Annotated in this window: 13 protein-coding genes and 1 pseudogene; 4 read left to right on the forward strand and 10 right to left on the reverse strand. The window is 72.2% G+C overall.

Features of this window, described 5'->3' with window-relative positions; translation table 11 throughout:
• Nucleotides 1–7: 7 nt before the first annotated feature.
• The 4 genes from ACZ60B_RS06630 to ACZ60B_RS06645 form a co-directional block, all read right to left on the reverse strand.
• On the reverse strand, nt 8–1,348 hold the full coding sequence (locus ACZ60B_RS06630; RefSeq protein ID WP_469384760.1) for a wax ester/triacylglycerol synthase family O-acyltransferase: 1,341 nt from the start codon (nt 1,346–1,348) through the stop codon (nt 8–10).
• A 249-nt stretch (nt 1,349–1,597) separates the two neighbouring features.
• Nucleotides 1,598–2,818, reverse strand: coding sequence for a glucose-1-phosphate adenylyltransferase (gene glgC, locus ACZ60B_RS06635; RefSeq protein WP_469384761.1), 1,221 nt, complete (start codon nt 2,816–2,818; stop codon nt 1,598–1,600).
• Between the two features lie 261 nt (nt 2,819–3,079).
• Nucleotides 3,080–4,240, reverse strand: a complete 1,161-nt coding sequence (glgA, locus tag ACZ60B_RS06640) for a glycogen synthase (protein ID WP_469384763.1) — start codon at nt 4,238–4,240, stop codon at nt 3,080–3,082.
• Between the two features lie 40 nt (nt 4,241–4,280).
• Entirely contained in the window at nt 4,281–5,207 is a 927-nt protein-coding gene (locus tag ACZ60B_RS06645) for a (2Fe-2S)-binding protein (RefSeq protein WP_469384765.1), read from the reverse strand.
• Between the two features lie 209 nt (nt 5,208–5,416).
• Between ACZ60B_RS06645 and ACZ60B_RS06650 the strand changes: the two genes are divergently transcribed.
• On the forward strand, nt 5,417–6,730 hold the full coding sequence (locus ACZ60B_RS06650) for a DMT family transporter (protein ID WP_469384767.1): 1,314 nt from the start codon (nt 5,417–5,419) through the stop codon (nt 6,728–6,730).
• Nucleotides 6,731–6,738: 8 nt separating this feature from the next.
• Here ACZ60B_RS06650 and ACZ60B_RS06655 read toward each other — a convergent pair whose 3' ends face one another.
• Nucleotides 6,739–8,007 carry a transglycosylase family protein gene (locus tag ACZ60B_RS06655; RefSeq protein WP_469384768.1) on the reverse strand — a complete coding sequence of 423 codons (1,269 nt, stop codon included), beginning with the start codon at nt 8,005–8,007 and terminating at the stop codon, nt 6,739–6,741.
• A gap of 299 nt (nt 8,008–8,306) precedes the next feature.
• On the opposite strand from ACZ60B_RS06655, the gene gndA reads away from it, so the two are divergent.
• Nucleotides 8,307–9,746: an NADP-dependent phosphogluconate dehydrogenase gene (gndA, locus tag ACZ60B_RS06660; protein ID WP_152893982.1), complete on the forward strand. Its 1,440-nt coding sequence runs from the start codon at nt 8,307–8,309 to the stop codon at nt 9,744–9,746.
• Nucleotides 9,747–9,968: 222 nt separating this feature from the next.
• Here the strand turns inward: gndA and ACZ60B_RS06665 are convergent, their stop codons facing one another.
• The 5 genes and pseudogenes from ACZ60B_RS06665 to ACZ60B_RS06685 form a co-directional block, all read right to left on the reverse strand.
• Nucleotides 9,969–10,619 carry a LysE family translocator gene (locus tag ACZ60B_RS06665; protein WP_469384769.1) on the reverse strand — a complete coding sequence of 217 codons (651 nt, stop codon included), beginning with the start codon at nt 10,617–10,619 and terminating at the stop codon, nt 9,969–9,971.
• A 540-nt stretch (nt 10,620–11,159) separates the two neighbouring features.
• Nucleotides 11,160–11,798 (reverse strand): aspartate/glutamate racemase family protein, encoded by a 639-nt coding sequence (locus tag ACZ60B_RS06670; RefSeq protein ID WP_469384771.1) that lies wholly within the window; start codon nt 11,796–11,798, stop codon nt 11,160–11,162.
• A gap of 7 nt (nt 11,799–11,805) precedes the next feature.
• Nucleotides 11,806–12,153, reverse strand: coding sequence for a GNAT family N-acetyltransferase (locus ACZ60B_RS06675; RefSeq protein ID WP_469384773.1), 348 nt, complete (start codon nt 12,151–12,153; stop codon nt 11,806–11,808).
• Nucleotides 12,154–12,198: 45 nt separating this feature from the next.
• Nucleotides 12,199–12,618 carry an aspartate 1-decarboxylase gene (gene panD, locus ACZ60B_RS06680; RefSeq protein WP_469384775.1) on the reverse strand — a complete coding sequence of 140 codons (420 nt, stop codon included), beginning with the start codon at nt 12,616–12,618 and terminating at the stop codon, nt 12,199–12,201.
• 606 nt (nt 12,619–13,224) lie between these two features.
• A pseudogene (locus ACZ60B_RS06685) lies at nt 13,225–14,197 on the reverse strand (IS5 family transposase).
• Nucleotides 14,198–14,750: 553 nt separating this feature from the next.
• On the opposite strand from ACZ60B_RS06685, the gene ACZ60B_RS06690 reads away from it, so the two are divergent.
• Both ACZ60B_RS06690 and ACZ60B_RS06695 read left to right on the forward strand, forming a co-directional pair.
• Nucleotides 14,751–15,794, forward strand: a complete 1,044-nt coding sequence (locus ACZ60B_RS06690; RefSeq protein ID WP_469384776.1) for a PP2C family protein-serine/threonine phosphatase — start codon at nt 14,751–14,753, stop codon at nt 15,792–15,794.
• A gap of 477 nt (nt 15,795–16,271) precedes the next feature.
• Nucleotides 16,272–19,007: a SpoIIE family protein phosphatase gene (locus tag ACZ60B_RS06695; RefSeq protein ID WP_469384778.1), complete on the forward strand. Its 2,736-nt coding sequence runs from the start codon at nt 16,272–16,274 to the stop codon at nt 19,005–19,007.
• Nucleotides 19,008–19,464 lie beyond the last annotated feature (457 nt).

Genomic DNA, 19,464 nt, shown 5'->3' on the forward strand with positions numbered 1-19,464 from the left:
TCACCGGTCAAGGGCCGCAGGCCGTGATGAGCGTCTCCACCTCCTCCGCCAGGGCGCGTGCGAAGCGGTCCAGGTCCGGTACGGCCTCGGCGTCGGCGACGAGTCCGTAGTGGACCCGGCCGCGATAGGTCGAGACGGCGACCGCCAGGGACTGGCCGCGGGCGAGCGGGGCCAGCGGGTAGACCTCGGTGACCGGGTTGCCGCCGAGCTTCAGGCCGAGGCTGGGCAGCGGCACGCTGGTGACCAGGATGTCGAACCAGAGCCGGGCCGCCTGGCTCACCAGCGGTCCGCCGAGCCGGTGGCCGAGCGCGGGCACGTGGTCGGCGAGCAGGGCGACCGCGCCCGCGCCGCGGTGCGGGCCCGCGTCCTTGTTGCGGTCCATCTGCGCGCGGACCGCGCCGAGCCGGCCGAGCGGGTCCGGATCGTCGACGGGAAGCCGTATCAAATAGCCCGAGAGCCGGTTGCCCTGCGGGTGCGCGGTGCGCGGGCGGCGCCGGGAGACGGGGATGAGCGCTCGGGGCGCGACACCGGCGCTGCCGTCGCCGCGTTCGTCGAGCCAGCGGCGCAGCGCCCCGGCGACGACCGCGATCAGTACGTCGTTGACGGTGCCGCCCACCGTCTTGCGCACCCGGTGCACGTCGTCGAGGTCGATCACCACTCCGGCGATCCGCCGGGTGCCGGTGGGTTCGGCGGTCAGCGCGGGAACGGTTCGCCCGCCGAGGGTGGACACGGCGACGGAGGCGCCGATGTCCAGGGCCCGGCCCGCGTCGGACAGCGCGTCCCGCAGCAGTCCCGGCAGCCTGCGCACGTCGGGCAGCAGGCCGCGCGCGGGTGGCTGCGCCGGGCGCGGACGGGGCGCGGGCAGGTCGAGGGGGTCGAGCACCGCGGCGGCGAGCGTCAGCGCGCGCAGGCCGTCGGCGAGGGCGTGGTGGAACTTGAAGAGCACGGCGAAGCAGTCGCCGTCCGCGCCCGGCAGCACATGCGCCTCCCAGGGCGGGCGGCCGCGCTCCAGCGGACGCTCCATCAGCCGGCCCGCCTCCGCGTGGAAATCGGCCGTCGGGGCGTGCAGCAGGACATGGTGGACGGGGTCGAACTCCGGGTCGGCCTCCCGGGCCGCACCGCCGAAGGCCAGCGGCCTGCGCAGGTCGAGCGGCTGCCACACGTCCCGGATCCGCATCCGCAGCCCCGGCACGACGGCCGCGCGGGCGGCGAGCAGATCGGCCGCGTGCGCGCCCGCGGTGGGCGAGCGGGCCGAGAAGACACCGAGCGCGCCGAGGTGCATCGGATGCTCGGCGGACTCGATGTTCCAGAACGCCAGGTCGAGAGGGGCGAGCAGGTCGGAAGTCAATGGCTTGCCTCGCGTGGACGAGGGGATGGTTGAGCAAGCAGTCAAGCGCCATGGGCGATTACGGTCAAGCGCGATCAGGCTACGCTCAGTAAACAGCGGATTAAGTCCCGGTCACGGCACCCCATCAATCCCGCTGGTCACAGGCGTTCCGGGGTGTCGCCGGAGGCGACCCGAACGGGCAGGACTTCGGCGATCGACACCGTGTTTGATTTTCCGGAGGGGGTGGGGCGGGGCGTGACACGGCAGGGCCTAGGGAACCCGCTGCCCCTTGCCCAGCGCGATCACTCCGTTCTTCGAGACCGTGTACAGCTCCGCGTCCCGCTCCGGGTTCACGCCGATCGTCGCGCCCGGCGGGACCTCGACGTTCTTGTCCAGGACGGCCCCGCGCACCACCGCGCCCCGGCCGATGTGGACGTTGTCGTGCAGGACCGAGCCCTGGACGACCGCGCCCGGGTCGACCACCACGCCCGGCGACAGCACGGACCGCGTCACCTGCCCGCGGATCAGACAGCCGGCGCTGATGATCGACTCGCCCGCGATGCCCCCGGCGTTGAAACGGGCCGGGGACAACTGGTTGGAGTGGGTGTAGATCGGCCAGCTCCGGTTGTAGAGGTTGAAGGCAGGGCGCTCGGCGATCAGGTCCATGTGGGCGTCGTAGTACGCGTCGAGGGTGCCCACGTCCCGCCAGTAACCCTGGTCTCGGCTGGTCTCGCCGGGCACGTGGTTGGCGCTGAAGTCGTACAGCTGCGCCTCGCCCCGGCTGGTGAGCTGGGGCAGGATCGAGCCGCCCATGTCGTGCGGCGAGCTGTCGTCCTCGGCGTCCCGCTGGAGCGCCTCGATCAGCGTCTTGGTGGTGAAGAGGTAGTTGCCCATCGAGGCGAACACGCTCTCCGGGTCGCCGGGCAGGCCCGGCGGGTCGGTGGGCTTCTCCAGGAAGCGCTGGACGCTCTGGCCGTCCGAGCCGGGGGTGATCACGCCGAACGCCGCGGACTCCGCGCGCGGTACGCGGATGCCCGCCACCGTCACCCCGGCCCCGCTGTCGATGTGCTGGGCGAGCATCTGCCGCGGGTCCATGCGGTAGACGTGGTCGGCGCCGAACACCGCGACGTACTCCGGCTGTTCGTCGTAGACCAGGTTCAGCGACTGCAGGATCGCGTCGGCGCTGCCCAGGTACCAGCGCGGGCCGAGCCGCTGCTGCGCCGGGACGGGCGTGACGTAGTTGCCCAGCAGGCTGGACATCCGCCAGGTCGTGGTGATGTGCCGGTCCAGCGAGTGCGACTTGTACTGCGTCAGGACGCAGATGCGCAGGATGTCGGCGTTGACGAGGTTGGACAGGACGAAGTCGACGAGGCGGTAGGTGCCGCCGAAGGTGACCGCGGGTTTCGCCCGGTCCGCGGTCAGCGGCATCAGGCGTTTGCCCTCACCGCCCGCCAGCACGATCCCGAGCACCGAAGGTCCTCCACGACGCATGGCCGCTCCCCTCACCCTGGTTGACACAGATCTGCCCCGCAACGCCCGCGCTAAGCCTGGCCGGGGATGTCCGCATCGTCCCCGCGCCTGCGCCGTCGATGAAGTCCGATGAAGTCCGATGAAGTCGATGAAGTCCGGTGGAGTTCGAAGAAGTCCGGTCGGAGTCGGTCGAATTCGGTCGGGGCCGAACGGGTCCGATGGGGTCCGGACGGGTGCGGCGGAGTCCGACGCGGGCCGTCGCCGTGTTCTCCGGCGGTGTGCTCAGGCCTCCTTGAGGATCTCCTCGTACAGCCGGACCGTGCGCCGGGCCACCGCGTCCCAGCCGAACTCGCCCACCGCGCGCTCCCGTCCGGCCTCGCCCATCCGCCGGGCCGTCGCCGGGTCGCCGAGGACGGAGTCCAGCGCCCGGGCCAGGCCCGCCTCGAAGACCTCGTCGGCGGGGTCCACGGGCACGAGTACGCCCGTCGTCCCGTCCGCCACCACCTCCGGGATGCCGCCGACCCGCGAGGCCACCACGGGCGTACCGCAGGCCATCGCCTCCAGATTGACGATGCCGAGCGGCTCGTACACCGACGGGCAGACGAACACGGAGGCGTGGGTGAGGAGTTGGATGACCTCGGGACGCGGCAGCATCCGCGGGATCCAGTGCACGCCGTCGCGGGCCCGGCCCAGCTCCTCGAAGAGGTCGCGGAACTCCCGGTCGATCTCCGGGGTGTCGGGCGCGCCCGCGCACAGCACCACCTGCGCCGCCGGGTCGATGTCCCGCACCGCGCGCAGCAGATGGGGCACGCCCTTCTGGCGGGTGATCCGGCCGACGAACAGCACGTACGGACGGCTCGGGTCGATCCCGGCGCGGACCAGCGCGTCGGTTCCGTGATCGGGCCGGTAGAGGGCGGTGTCGATGCCGTTGTGCACCACGTGCACCCGCTTCGGGTCCAGCGCCGGATAGCAGGCGAGGACGTCCTCGCGCATGGCGCCGGACACCGCGACCACCGCGTCGGCCCCCTCCACGGCGGTGCGTTCGGCCCAGCTCGACAACTCGTACCCGCCGCCGAGCTGTTCGGCCTTCCAGGGGCGCAGCGGCTCCAGCGAGTGGGCCGTCAGCACGTGCGGGATGCCGTACAGCAGTTTGGCGAAGTGGCCGGCGAGATTGGCGTACCAGGTGTGCGAGTGGACGAGTTCGCGCCCCTCGACGGCCGCGGCGATCGACAGGTCCGTGGAGAAGGCGCGCAGGGCGTCGTTGGCGCCGTCGAGCGCGGACCAGGAGCGGTGCCGGGTGACGCCGTCCGTGCGGCCCTCGCCCCAGCAGTGGACGTCGAGGTCCACGAGGGGGCGCAACTCCCTGGCGAGAAACTCGACATGGACGCCCGCGCCGCCGTACACGTCCGGGGGGTACTCCCGGGTCAGCAATCCCACTCGCACCCGGATCCCCCTGTCTCAGTGGCTGGTTCTTCTCTCATGGTCACCCAGATGCGTCCCGCGCGGAAGACCGCGGGGGCCGTGCGAAGCAGCAGTCGCCGCAGACGCCTCCGCCCGGCACCCGGTAGTACAGGCAGCAGCTACGGCGCCGGAAGGCGGTGCCGGTGAGGGTGCCGGTATCCCTGAGCAGGGGGTGGCGCAGGAGTGCGGCGGTCAGGGAGCGCGCGGTCGCCGCGACGTCCGTACGGCCGTTCGCCCGCGCCCAGCGGTCCAGCTCCCGGGCCGCCCCGACGAGCGCGGAACCGGCGTTGCCCCGGAGCAGCCCCTCGGCGACCCGGTAGCGGGCGCGCACGAGCGCCGTCAGCGGCCGGAGGTGGCCCTCCAGCACGGCGTCGGCGACGGTCACCGGGTCCGCCGGCAGCGGGCGCACCTCGGACAGCCACAGGTCGTCGGGGGCGCCGGCATCGGCGTCCCAGCGCAGCAGGCGCGGGTCGAGGTCGGGGATCCGCCCGTACAGCGCGGCGCACCCGAGCGCCGCGGACCACAGCCGGGCCGCGAGCGCCTGGTGCGCCACGGACGCCCCGACGCGCGCCTCGGCGGTCCGCAGACTGCGGGTGACCTTCCGGACGCGGAAGGCCAGCGGGTCGCGGTGTCCGTCCGGTGCCGGGCTGTCGTAGAGGTCGCGCAGGGCGGGCGGCGGCTCGGCGGAGCTTCCGGCGGACGTTCCGGTGGGCGCTCCGGCGGACGTTCCGGTGGTCGCTCCGGCGGACGTTCCGGTGGTCGCTCCGGCGGACGTTCCGGTGGTCGCTCCGGCGGACGTTCCGGTGGTCGCTCCGGACGGGGACGGGAGGGTGCGCAGGACGAAGAAGCCGCCGAGCGGGCGGAGCGCGGCGAGCTCGGGGTCGAGCTCGGGGTCGAGGTCGGGGTCGAGGTCGGGGTCGAAGTGGTCCACGATCAGCAGTAGTACCAAGTCCGGTAGGAGCCGTGATCAGCCGGTTCCCCTCCGTGTCACCCATCCTGGGGAGGAGCGTCCTCCTTCCGTACTCCATCGGCAGTAGGACCCATTGCCTGCTCAGGGACGACGACGGGAAGGGATCGACCGGGCAGGGTGTTGGTTATGGACGCAGACCGTTCGCCGCGCCGCGCACCGCGCGCCCGCCTCACGCAGAGGAGCCCCTCATGAGTGCCCTCGCGTTGTCCGTGCTGCTGTCGCTGGTCTCCGCGGTGGCGTACGCGGGCGGTGCGATCGTGCAGGAGCAGGTCGCGGTCTCCTCCCCCGACGAGCAGTTCGCGCCGCTGCGCCGGGCGAGCTGGTGGGCGGCCGTGGCGCTGAACGGCCTCGGCGGTGTCCTGCACGTGGTGGCGCTCGCCTGCGGCCCGCTGAGCCTGGTGCAGCCGCTGGGCGCGCTGACGATCGTGTTCGCGCTGCCGATGGCGGCCCTGTTCGTCGGCCGCCGGGCCGGTGCCACGGCCTGGCGCGGCGCGATCATGGCGACGGTGGGACTGGCCGGCCTGCTCGCACTGGTCGGCGCGGCCGACGCGCAGTCGCTCGGCACGGCCCAGCGGATCGGCGCCGCCGTGGTCACCGGCGGCGCGGTGGTGGCGCTGATGACGGCCGCGCGGGCGGCGCACCGGCACCCGGCGGTACGCAGCGTGCTGCTCGCCACCGCGTCCGGCATCGCGTTCGGCATGTCCTCGGTGTTCACCAAGACGGTGGCGGTCGACTGGTCGGGGGGCGTGGTGACGGGTGACCTGCCGTCGCTGGCCGTCATCGCGGTCCTGGCGACGGCCGGCATGATGCTGTCGCAGGCCTCCTACCGGGGCGCGGGACTCGCGGCCCCGCTGGCGACGCTGACGGTCGTCAACCCGGTGGTCGCGGCCGCGGTGGGCATCACGATGTTCGGCGAAACCTTCCGTCATGGCACCACCGGCACCGTGCTCGCGCTGAGCTGCGCCGTGGTGGCGGCGGGCGGCCTGATCCTGCTGACCACCGAGCGTCTCGCACACGCGCCGGAGACGTCAGAGACGTCAGCACCGGCGGAACTCCGCGAGACCCCGCGGCTCCCGATCCCCGGACAGGCGGTCCACGGACAGGGAGTCCACGGACAGGCAGCCGCCGGACAGACGGTCGCCGGGCAGGAAGTCCCCGGGCAAGCGGTCGCCGGACCGGCCTTCGCCGCCGTGCCGGAGGACGCCGCCCCGGTGCTCTCCCGGACGCCCGGCCCCGTCCCGCCCCGGGACGAACCGTCCGGCGCACCGATCGGTGCCTCGGACCTCGCCCAGGACATCACCGCGGGCCTCACCGGGGAACTCGCCCCGGCCCGGGACACCGGCAGCGGGGACCCGAACGACGACGAGCCGCGCGGCCTTCCGCGCCCCGGTTCCTGGACCGAGCCGCAGGACGAGGAGCCGCGCTACTACAGCTCCTTCTACGGCGGCCCGTTCGTGGTGATGCCGGTGGTGGACCGGCATCACACCCGCGTCAGATCCTGACTCCGCGGTCAGATCCTGACGCCGCCGGCCCGCAGATACGCCAGCGGGTCGACGTCCGTACCGAACCCGGGCCCCGTCCGCACCTCGAAGTGCAGATGCGGGCCCGTGGTGTTCCCCGTGGCGCCCGACCGTCCGATGCGCTGACCGCCGCCCACCGACTGCCCGGCCTTCACCGAGATCGCCGACAGGTGCGCGTACTGGGTGTAGCGGCCGTCGGCGTGCCGGATCACCACCTGGTAGCCGAAGGAGCCGCCCCACCCGGCGTCGACCACCCGCCCCGGCGCGACCGCCTTGACCGCCGTGCCGGTGGGCACGGGGAAGTCCACTCCGGTGTGGTAGCCCTTCGACCAGTGCGAGCCCTCGGCGTGGTACGCCGTGCCCAGTGCCGCGTGGACCGGGGCGACCAGGCCGTGGGCGCCGGACGTGGTCGCCTTGGCGCCGTCCGACGCGGACTTGTGCGGGGCCTTGCGCGCGGGGGCGTGCGCCGGGGCGGCCGACTTGCCGACGGCCTTGGTTCTCGCCTTGGCGTCGGCGCCGGCGTCGGCCTTGGCGCCGGTGCGCAGGCTCAGTCGCTGGCCCGGCAGGATCAGGTCGGGGTCCGCGCCGACGGTGGCGCGGTTGGCGCCGTACAGCCGCTGCCAGCCACCCCTCACCTGCTGTTCCTCGGCGATCCCGGAGAGCGTGTCCCCGCGCACCACCGTGTACATCTCGGCCGTACCGGCCCGTGACTGGGGCGTGGTCTGCGGCTGCACATCCGGTGCGGAGGCACGCGCGGAGGTGTGCGCGGAATCCGGGGCGGCGGCCGACGCGGAGCCCGCGGAGCTCTTGGCGCCCTGCGCGGAGCGGGCGGCGGTCCGGCCGGAGGTGGTGCCGGCCGGGTGGACGTCGGGCGTGTCCCCGCCCCGGGCCAGCCCCGCCCGGACGGAGCACACCGGCCAGGCACCGGGGCCCTGCCCCTTCAGCACCCGCTCCGCGACCGCGATCTGCTGGTCCCGGGTGGCCAGATCGGCTCGTCGCGCGTACGCCGTACCGCCGTACGCCTCCCAGGTGGACCGGGTGAACTGGAGTCCGCCGTAGTAGCCGTTGCCGGTGTTGATGCCCCAGTTGCCGCTGGACTCGCAGGCGGCGACCTTGCTCCAGGTGTCCACGTCGGCGGCCTGGGCGCCGCCCGCGCCGATGAGCGGGATCGCGATACCGGCGCCGCCCGCCGTGACCGTGAGCGAGGCGCGGTTGATCCTGTTCGGCTGGTACCGGCGGTGCCGGCCGCGTACGGCCATGGAGAGCCCCCTCGACGCGCGTCAGGAGGGGCAAAAGTAAGCGCCCCGAACAGGTCATGACAAGGCGGCAATCAGCCGCCCTGGCGCACAAGTGGCGAGGAATCCGACCGACTTCCCGAACGGCTGAGGCAGGAGGGGGTTCCGGCGCGTATCTGCGTACGCGACATGGAACAGCCCGGACGTGCGGTCGGCGAACCGTAACGTCAGGATGGTCGATGCGGCGATACTGAGCGCAACAGCGGCAATACTGACGGACACGACCGGCACGACCGATATCAGGATGCTTAGGAGCCAACCGTATGAGCACTACAGCCCAGATCGGCGTCACGGGTCTCGCGGTCATGGGCCGCAACCTCGCCCGCAACTTCGCACGCAACGGGTACGCGGTCGCGGTCCACAACCGGACCTCGGCACGCACCCACGCGCTGGTCGAGGAGTTCGGGCACGAGGGTGAGTTCGTCGCGGCCGAGACCGCGAAGGACTTCGTGGCGGCGCTGGAGCGGCCGCGTCGGCTGGTCATCATGGTGAAGGCCGGTGAGCCGACGGACGCGGTGATCGAGGAGTTCGCCCCGCTGCTGGAGCCCGGCGACATGATCATCGACGGCGGCAACGCGCACTTCGCGGACACCCGGCGCCGCGAGCGCGCCCTGCGCGAACAGGGCATCCACTTCGTCGGCACGGGCGTCTCCGGCGGCGAGGAGGGCGCGCTGAACGGCCCGAGCATCATGCCGGGCGGCTCGAAGGAGTCGTACGAATCCCTCGGCCCCATGCTGGAGAAGATCTCCGCGAAGGCGGCCGACGGCGCCCCCTGTGTGACGCACGTGGGTCCCGACGGCGCCGGGCACTTCGTGAAGATGGTCCACAACGGCATCGAGTACGCCGACATGCAGCTGATCGGCGAGGCGTACCAGCTGCTGCGCGACGTCGCCGGGTACTCCCCCGCGCAGATCGCGGAGATCTTCCGCACCTGGAACACGGGCCGGCTCGACTCGTACCTGATCGAGATCACCGCCGAGGTCCTGTCGCACGTGGACGCGGCGACGGGCAAGCCGTTCGTGGACGTCGTCCAGGACCAGGCGGAGCAGAAGGGCACCGGCCGCTGGACCGTCCAGATCGCCCTGGACCTGGGTGTTCCGGTGTCCGGTATCGCGGAGGCCGTCTTCGCGCGCTCCCTGTCCGGGCACAGCGCGCTGCGCGAGGCCTCGCGGGGTCTGGCCGGGCCGAAGGCCTCGGCGCTGTCGGAGTCCGAGGCGGCGGCCTTCGCGGACCGGGTGGAGCAGGCGCTGTACGCGTCGAAGATCGTGTCGTACACGCAGGGCTTCCACGAGATCGCGGCGGGCAGCGAGGAGTACGACTGGGACATCGACCTCGGCGCGGTCTCCTCGATCTGGCGCGGCGGCTGCATCATCCGCGCGGCCTTCCTGGACCGCATCCGGGCCGCCTACGACGCCCGGCCCGACCTGCCGAGCCTGCTGTCCGACGAGACGTTCGCGCAGGAGATCGCGGCCGCGCAGGACGACTGGCGCGAGGTGCTGATCGCCGCGACCCGCGAGGGCGTCCCCACCCCCGGCTTCGCCGCGGCGCTCGCCTACTACGACGCCCTGCGCGCCGAACGGCTGCCGGCCGCCCTCACCCAGGGGCAGCGCGACTTCTTCGGTGCGCACACCTACCGGCGGGTGGACCGGGAGGGCTCGTTCCACACGATGTGGGGCGGCGACCGGTCCGAGGTCGAGGCGTAACCACGTAACGGCGTAACGGCACACGCGGCGGACCGTACGGCCGCCGCCCGCCGCACCGGCGGGCAGCACGGCGGGCGACCACGCAGGTCGCCCGCCGTCGGCGTGTCCGGCGTCGGCGTGTCCGGCGTCGGCGTGTCCGGCGTCGGCGTGTCCGGCGTCGGCGCGCACATCAGGCATAAGCGACCTCGGCACATGCGGCCTCGGACGCACCCGGGGCCGGGGTCAGTCGCCGAACGCGAGCCGGATGCCGAACGCGCCGACGACCGTGCCGGTCACCCGGTCGAGCAGGCGCCGGGTGGAGTGGCGGCGCAGCCGGTCGCGCAGCAGGTGGGCGCAGCCGACGAGGACGGTCGACCAGAGCGTTCCCAGCAGGACATGGGTTCCGGTGAGCAGGACGCCCATCGCGAGGTGCGAGCTGCCCGCCGGAACGAACTGCGGGAGCACGGCCACGTAGAACGCGCCGACCTTGGGGTTGAGCAGATTGGTCAGCGCGCCCTGCCGCCAGCCGCCGGCCGGCGTGTCCGGGGTCCCGTCGGCCTCCTGCGGCTCTCCGGTCGGTTCCCCGGCCGGTTCGCCCGCCCGGCGCCGGGTGGCCCAGACCATGCGTGCGCCCATCCAGACGAGGTAGGCGGCGCCAGCCCAGCGGACGATCGTGTAGGCGAGCTGGGAGGCGGTCAGCAGGGCGGTGACGCCCAGCGAGGTGAGGATCCCCCAGGCCAGCACCCCGGACTGGATCCCGAGGACCACGCCCCAGGCGCGGCGCCGGTGGCCCAGCGCGGCGGTCCGCAGCACGAGCGCGGTGTCCAGGCCAGGCGTGAGGGTGAGCAGGCCGACGATCACGGCGAAGCCCCAGAGGGCGGAGAAGTCGATCACGCGACGACCCTAGGGCCCCGGGGCACACGAAAGCCATGATCCTGCCCGATATCGGGCAGTCGCGGACGCCTTGGACGTCTCCAGGTGTCCGTCAGGTGAGCGGGGGTCCCGGTTCGGGGTTGGGAACCGGCTCAGGGCCCGGCGGGACCGGTGAGGGCGAGGGCTCCGGAGGGCCCGGCGCCGGCGGTGTCGGCTCGGGGGCCGGTGGCCCCGGCGGAGTCGGGGCCGGGGGCGGAGCGGGGACCGGGGACGGAGGCCGCAGGGGGTCCGGGAACGGCTCGGGCGGCTGCGCGGGGTCCGGGAACGTCGGCTCCGGCGTGGGTCCGGGCTCCGGAGACGGATCCGGACGCTGCGGGTCCGGGCCCGGCGTCGGCCCGGGCGGGACCGGATCGGGGTACGGTGCTGGCTGCTGCATGGCGTCCTCCGGCGAGTCGGTGAACCTCGGCTCTGGACCACTCCCCGCGTACCCGGTGGCCGCGCCGCCACTCACCCGAGGACGTCGGGGCCCGGCCGGCCTCCCGTGAACGAGACGCCCCGGGGTCACCCGGCCCGCGCGGCCTGGGCCGCGGCCGTCAGGCCCGGCCGCGGGCTGGCGAGCACCGGGACCGACGTGGCGGCGAGTTCCCGGGCCGGGGCCATGGACGCCTGGGCCAGGACGATCGCGTCGGCGTCGGTGACGGCGTCGGCCGCCCTCGCCACCAGCCGGACGTACCCCTCGCCGTCGCCCGCCTCGAAACACGCCCAGGCGCCGTCGACCAGCACGGTGCGGACCGTGACGGGCCGGGCGGCGCCGCGGGCCTCCTCCTCGATCAGGGCCGCCGTCGGGCCCAGGGTGCTCTCCAGGGCCGCGAGGACGACGACCCGCGACCCGGCCGCCACCGCGGCCGCCGCCATCGGACGGTCGATCCGCAGGACCGGGACGCCGGCCTCGGCGCCGTACGCCTCCGCGACGGCGCCGATGGTCGAGCAGGTGCACAGCACCGCCCGCGCGCCACCGGACACGGCACGGTCGACGACGGCGCGCACCTCCGCCACGACGGCTTCGGGGCCCCTGTCGCGAGCCCGCGCCAGCAGCCCCTCGTCCACGAAGTGCCGTAGTTCCAGGCCCGGATCCGCCTCGTCACGCAGGGCGTCGAAGACCGGGACATGGACGGGCGAGGTGTGCAGGAGCGCGAGCACGGGCGGTTCAGAACCTTCCGGGGTGCGCGATCAGCCAGTCCTTCGCCGCGCGCAGCAGCGCCGGGTCGGCCGCCGGGGCCTCGTCGGGGTGGCGTTCGGCCCACTTGACGACGTACGGGCACAGCGGGGCCACCGGGACGCCCTCGCGGGCGGCGACGGCGTACAGCTCGCGCGCCAGCGAGCCCGCGATGCCCTTGCCCTCGTGGGCCGGTTCGACGATCGTGTGCACGGGCACCAGGGCCCGCGCGGGGGCCTCCAGCACGAAGTACTCGATACGGCCGGCCACCTCGCCGTCGGCAGTCAGCGCCTCCAGGCGTCCGCCCGTCCGGTCGTCACGGATCTCGATCTCACTCATGGGCTCCCCCTCGAAGTACGGTCGGATTCTCCGGCGTCGCCACGGTCAGGCGCCGACGGCCTGCGGGCTGCGCTCCTGGTCCGAGCCCGGCACCGGCTGCGACGGGTCGGCGCCCAGCGCCACGATCCGGTTGTCCGCGTCCACGTGCACGACCCGCGGGCGCAGGGTACGGGCCTCGGCGTCGGTGACCTGAGCGTAACTGATGACGATCACCAGGTCACCGGGGTGCACCAGATGGGCCGCGGCCCCGTTGATCCCGATCACCCCGGACCCACGCTCCCCCTCGATGACGTACGTCTCCAGGCGGGCGCCGTTGGTGATGTCGACGATGTGGACCAGCTCGCCGGGCAGCAGATCGGCCGCGTCCAGGAGATCGGCGTCGATGGTCACGGATCCCACGTAGTGCAGGTCGGCCTGGGTGACGGTGGCACGGTGGATCTTGGACTTGAACATGGTACGAAGCACGGAAAATCTCCCGGTCTGTCTGCTCCCTGCCTGCTTTTGCAGGTCAAGGGCGTTGTTCGGAGGCTACATCGTTTCGCATGTACGGTCAGCCGTCGCCGGGTGTTCGAGGACTCACATTGACCTGTTGCTGACCTTTCTGACGTCGCGCCAGTCGCACGAGCTCGCGTGTCAGGAACCTGCTGCGCGCTTTCCGGGCCGGTCCATGCGAAGCAGATCCGACCGGGCACGGAGGTGGACGTCGTCCGCCACGCCGTTGTTGACATCCCCCGCCCGGCCTCACCCTTGCGGCGCGGGAGGCGATGGCCACCTTCTCGCGGCCGCATTCCGGCCTCCTGGACGCCACTGCAAGGATTGCCCGCCGGCACTCCTCCGCCCCTGTTCAGATCCCGGGTCCCGGCTATCTGCATGGCGAACGCCCACAGCGCCGAACACGCCTACCTGCACGACGTCACCATGAGGGACCGACCGCTCACCGCGGGACAGACCACGCTCAGCGACGACATGAAGAGCCGCCGGCGTTCGCCCGCACCGGAGTCCCGGACGTCCCAGTCACCGTCCTGCACGCGCGACGCCCCGTACCCCCCTAGGGCCTGTGTGATGTTGTGATCAGCTGGTGGCCTTGAGGAGGTCGTTGATCCAGACCATCGCGGCGCGGAGGTGGAGGCCGGCGAGGCAGCTCTCGGGCGACTTGTCGTATCGGGTAGCGATGCCTCGCCAGGCCTTCAGTTTGCCGATCAGGCGCTCGACGGCGTTGCGTTCCTTGTAGAGATCGGCGTCGCGGCTGACGGGCCGGCCGCCTCCGGCGCCCTTCTTCTTCCGGTTGGCGGCCTGGTCCCTCTTCTCAAAAATGACCGCTTCGACGTTGCGTCTGCGCAGGTAGGCGCGGTTTCCGCGGGACGAATAGGCCTTGTCCCCAGCGACCGCACCGGGCCTGGTGAGGGGACGGCCGACAGGCAGCCGGACCCGCACCCTTTGCAGGACGGGGACGAACTGCGGACTGCCGGCCGCCTGCCCCGCGGTCAGGACGAGCACGAGCGGACGGCATCTGCGGTCCGAGGCGAGATGGATTTTGCTGGTCAGGCTGCCCCTGGACCTGCCGGGCAAAGCCTGCTTCAGGCGGAGCCGGCGCCGGACGCGCCGCCGTTCGCCCTGTCCGTTCTGCTCCTGCGCACCGCCCCCTTTTGCCGGGCCCGCTCCTGCTCCCGCACGGCCTCCTCCAGCACCCTCATGAGGTCATCGCTCACCCGCGTCCCCGCAGCGTCGTGGTGGGCCCGCACGGTCGTGGAATCCACGCTGACCAGCGACAGATCCGTCCGGTCCACGCGGGCTGCCGCAGCGATCAGACCTTCCGGCAGGGCGGAGAAGACACCGGCGTTGCGCCAGACCCGAAAACGCCCGTAGACGGTGGCCCAGGGCCCGAACTCGGCCGGCATCTCGCGCCACTGCCCACTGGACCGGAACCGCCAGATCACTCCCTCGAACTGCTCTCGCAGCCGCTCGGGACAGGGCCGTACTCACCGATCGGCAGGTACGGCTCGATGAACTCCCACTGATCGTCGATGAGTTGCCTGCGAGACACAGCCAATGTCCTACCGGGTCCCACCACCCGAAGAGGGAAGAACCCACCAACTGATCACAACATCACACAGACCCTAGGCCGACAGGCCGCCGGCGGCCACGACGAACCGCCCCGTCGGGATGGTTCTCGACGGGGCTCCGCCGCAGCACTCGCTATCACGCCGCTGTCGCCAACTGTGCGGCCCCTCCCGGACGTGAAGGCCATGAACTGCGGTTCGTGCCCAAGACGGCCGTGGTCCCAGACCACGTGCGCCCTCGAAAAAAGTGAGGCTCGGCCCGGGGAGGCGCGAGCTCCACCTTGTCGGTCCTCGACGACGGGTTCCGATCCCTGGGCTGCCCACCGCAAAAGGCGGGAGGGCCGCTCACAGCCGGGGGCGTTCCGAGGGGGCTGCACGGCGCGGTCCAGCGGCCGATCGGCGCGCATGGGCGCCGATGCTCTCACGGAACGAAGCCCGTTATGCCCCGTTAAGATGATTTTTGTGATCAGGACGCGACGACCCCGGCACCACCGCCCGTCATCCGATGCCCCACGCGAGATCGTCCTGCTGTCCCCCGTGATTCTCACCGTCCTCATCACTGGCTTGGCCTTCGCCACTCCCAGGGAGATCGCCTTCAGCCGTCTCCTGCCTGCCGCACCCGCCCTGGCTGCTGCGATGTGGCCCGTGCTCCCGACGATCGCGCTGGGGGCGTTCTGCCTGCTGGCCATGATCGGGCTCAGCTTCGTGTACTCCGATCTCGGAACGCCCTACACGGCGGCTGCGATCGTCGCGGTCACTTTGACGGCCGCATATACGAGTCATCTTCGACTCCAGCGAGAGGAAGCGCTCTTCCAGGTCCGGCTCGTCGCCGACGCAGCGCAGCAGGTGTTGCTGCGCCCACTGCCGCACCGTGTCCAAGGCCTCGATGTCGAGTCGCTGTATCTGGCGGCTCAGGAGCAGGCCCGGATCGGAGGCGACTTCTACGAGGTGGCCGACACGCCGTACGGGGTTCGGCTGCTCATCGGTGACGTGCGCGGCAAAGGGCTGCCGGCCGTGGGAGCTGCCTCGGCGGTGATCAACTGCTTCAGGGAGAACGCGTACGACCAGCCCGACCTGAGGGGCGTCATCCATCGGCTGGAGACGAGCATGGGGCGCCACAGCGTCGCGGTCCTCGACCCGGATCAGCCTGAGCACTTCGCCACTGCTCTGATCGCCGAGATCCCCAGCGGCGGCGGACATGTCAAAATCCTCAATTGTGGACATCCTCCGCCACTGGTGATGCACAACGGCGAGATCCGCGTCCTCGAGCCCACCGCCCCCTCACCGCCCCTCAACCTCGCGACGCTCCTCGGGGACGACTACAACGTCGACACCGTCGCCTTCGCCTCCGGCGACCAGATGCTGCTCTACACCGACGGCGTGACGGAGACCCGGGACCGGGCCGGCACGTTCTTCCCGCTACCGGAGTGGATGCGGCAGCTCGGCCCGGCGACGCCCCGTGAGCTGCTGTACCGGCTTCACCGAGACCTACTCCATTACAGCGGCGGAAGGCTCGATGACGACATCGCGGCCGTCGTCGTCCGCTGTAGGCGCCCCGGGACTCCAGAGCGCTCCGCATAGGTGGCTGGAACCGTGTCACGGCTGCGTCTGCTCCCGGTGAGGAGGCGACCGCGCCAGCGATGCGGCGCGCCCTGCGCGGCGACAGGCTCCTGGCCCCTGCCGAGTCGCGCATACGATGCCGCCGACCGCGAGCCGGCCCGCGCCTTCAAGGACGCGATCACCACGGGGTCGGCCGGGGACGAGGGCGCACGGCTCGCCGCGCAGCACATCACCGCCGCAACCCGGGCGGTCAGCAGCACACCCACGCCTGCCGCGCCGACGGGCATCTGCTCTCGACGCCCTGCTCCCGCTCGGCTCGTTCCTTCCTGCACCGACGCCCTCTGCTGCTGCGACGCGGCAGCCGCGCAACGGATTCGATCGGCGTCGGCTTGCCCACAGCGGTGTTATCAAGGGTGTATGGAGGCATTCTCCGAACGCCCTCTGAGCCCGGAACATCATCCGCCCGTCGGACGCTCGCGCAAAGGTCGCGCTTCCCGGATGGACCTGCGCAGTGCGGCCGGTCAGGTGTTCCTCCTCCAGGTCGTCATCGTGGTCCTGCTGGTGGTGGCCGCGGTGGTGGGCATGGTGCTCCAGGCGGCGAGTGACGCTCTGCAGCAGGGGCGACGGGAGTCGGTCATCGCGGCCCAGTCGTTCGCGAGTGCCCCTGACGTGGCCGCGGCACTGCAGAGCCGGGACCCCTCAGCGGTGCTCCAGCCGCGGGCCGAGGCGGCGCGCAAGCGCACAGGCATGGATTTCGTCGTCGTCATGAGCACGAAGGGGATTCGTTACACGTACCCCTATCCGCGGGAGATCGGGAAGAAGTTCGTCGGCGCCATCGCACCGGCGCTGAAGGGCCGTACCGTCGTCGAGCAGGCCGGTGGGCCGCCTCTGCCCGCGGGCCGGGGGACGGACGTGCAGGCGGTGGTCCCGGTGACCGACTCGCGCGGCAAGGTGGTCGGCCTGGTCTCCGCCGGAATCACGGTCAAGAACGTGGCGGGGCTGTGGCTGCCGCAGCTGCCGATCATCTTGGCCGGCGGCGCGGTCGCGCTGGCGCTGGCCATGACGGGAACGACGCTGGTGTCCCGGCGGCTGCGGCGGCAGACCTTCGGCCTGGCTCCGGTGGAGCTGGCGCAGTTGTACGAGCACCACGACGCGGTCCTGCACGCGGTGCGGGAAGGGGTGCTGATCACCGGCGCCGACGGACGGCTGCTGCTGGCGAACGACGAGGCGACGCGGCTTCTCGGACTGCCGGCTGACGTGCGGGGGCGCTCGGTGCGGGAGCTGGGACTGCCGGAGCCGGTCATGAGCCTGCTGTCGTCGCGGGAGGAGGTCACCGACGAGGTGCTTCGCGCGGGGGACCGACTGCTGGCGGTGAACAAACGGCCGACGTACCCGCAGGGCGACCGGGGAGGCAGCGTGGTGACCCTCCGGGACACCACGGAGCTGGCGGAGATCTCGGGTCGGGCCGAGGTCGCGCGGGAGCGGCTGAAGCTGCTGTACGAGGCCGGGGTGAGGATCGGGACGACGCTGGATGTAAGGCATACGGCCCAGGAGCTGGCCGACGTGGCGGCGCCGCAGTTCGCCGACCTCGTGACGGTGGATCTGCTCGACGCGGTGCTGCGGGGGTGGGAGCCGACGGCGGGGGGCTGGCGGCATCTGCGCCGGGCGGCGATCGGCGGCGAACAGCGGATGATGCCGGTGTATCCGCTGGACGAAGTGATCGTGTTCTCGCCCCGCACCCCGCAGATGCGGACGCTGCAGGAGGGGCGGGGGATGCTGGAGACGGACCTGCGCCGGGCACACGGCTGGCGGGAACAGGACCCGGAGCGCGCCCGGAAGGCCCTGGAGAGCGGGCTGCGGTCGCTGGTGGCCGTGCCGCTGCGGGCGCGGAACGTACCGCTGGGCGTGGCGAACTTCTACCGGACGGCGGATTCCCTTGCGTTCGAGCCGGAGGATCTCACCTTCGCGGAGGAACTGGCCGTACGGGCGGCGGTAGCCATCGACAACGCCCGGAGGTTCACCCGGGAGCACGCGATGGCGGTGGCGCTGCAGCGCAGTCTGCTGCCGCGTGGACAGCCGGAGCAGGACGCGCTGGAGGTGGCCTGGCGGTATCTGCCCTCGGAGGCGGGGGTGGGCGGGGACTGGTTCGACGTCATCCCGCTTCCGGGCGCGCGCGTGGCCCTGGTGATGGGTGACGTCGTCGGTCACGGGCTGCACGCGGCGGCGACGATGGGTCGGCTGCGCACCGCCGTGCACAACTTCTCCACCCTGGACCTGCCCGTGGACGAGGTGCTCGGGAACCTGGACGACCTGGTCGTGCGCATGGACAACGAGAAGAACAGGGGTGATGCCGTGGATGACGACGAAGGGGAGGCGGTGACCGGAGCGACCTGTCTGTACGCGGTTTACGACCCGGTGGCGGGGACCTGCACGATGGCCCGTGCGGGACACCCGGAACCGGTGGTGGTGCGCCCGGACGGAACGGTCACCTGCCTCGGTGTGCCGGTCTCGGCGCCCCTCGGTCTGGGCGGCTACCCCTTCGAGAGCGCCGAGGTGTCCCTGCCGGAGGGTTCACAACTGGTGCTGTACACCGACGGCCTGGTGGAGAACCGCGCCCACGACTTCGACGTCGGGTTGGAGAGGCTGCGCCGGGCTTTGGGCGGGTCCGGGAAACGCACTCCGGAGGAGGTGTGTCAGGCGGTGATCGACGCGCTGAAGCCGTCACGCCCCTCCGACGACATCGCGCTGCTGACGGCACGTACCCGGATGTTCCCGCCCTCGCGCGTGGCCGAGTGGGACGTGCCGCCCGATCCGGCGTTGGTTCCCTCGGTGCGGGCGCGCTGCAGGGAGACGTTGCTGGAGTGGGGGCTGGAGGAGACCGGATTCGCCACGGAGCTGATCGTCAGCGAGCTGGTCACGAACGCGATCCGGTACGGCTCGCCGCCGGTCGGCGTGCGGCTGTTGCACGGACGCTGTCTGATCTGCGAGGTCTCGGACGGCAGCGGTACCTCGCCGCGCCTGCGGCGGGCGGCGACCACGGACGAGGGCGGGCGGGGGCTCTTTCTGGTGGCGCAGTTCGCGCAGCGATGGGGAACGCGGTACACGACCCGCGGCAAGGTCATCTGGACGGAGCAGCTTCTTCACGACGGCGAATCCGCCGCCTCGGGCACCGCACCGGTCGACTTCCTTCTCGACCAGTTCGACCTCGACCAGTTCGATGATCCCGGTTTGTGAGCCGACGTCGACCCCGAGCGCCATGGACAGCGGCATGTCCGGCGTAACGAACCCTGTGGCCCGTTCGACGGGGCTTGCCTCCGGGGACCGGCGTCGCCCCGCTCGCTTGGCGGCTGACGGGACTCGAACGTCGCCGGGCCGCGAGGAGATCGGACTCGGCCTGGTGGTCGTACGCCTGTAGGCGCGCTGATTGCGTGCGTCCCCCCGGGGCCCCGTCGCCGGTCACGCCGTGAGGGCGCAGTGGGTCGGGGCATGCACCTCGGTGACGACGAAGCCACCGCAAGGACTGGTGCATGCTGACCCATCTGACGCCGCATCAGCCGAAGCACGGATCAGCGATCTTCGGACCGTCCGGAGGCGATTTCGGCCTCGGCCTGCCACTCGAGAGCTCTGGCCGTTCGCCGGCGGTCACCGGAAGACTGCGCGCTGCCTCGGTACGGCAATCCGGAGTCCCGGC

Source organism: Streptomyces sp. NPDC104096 (genome assembly GCF_055584385.1).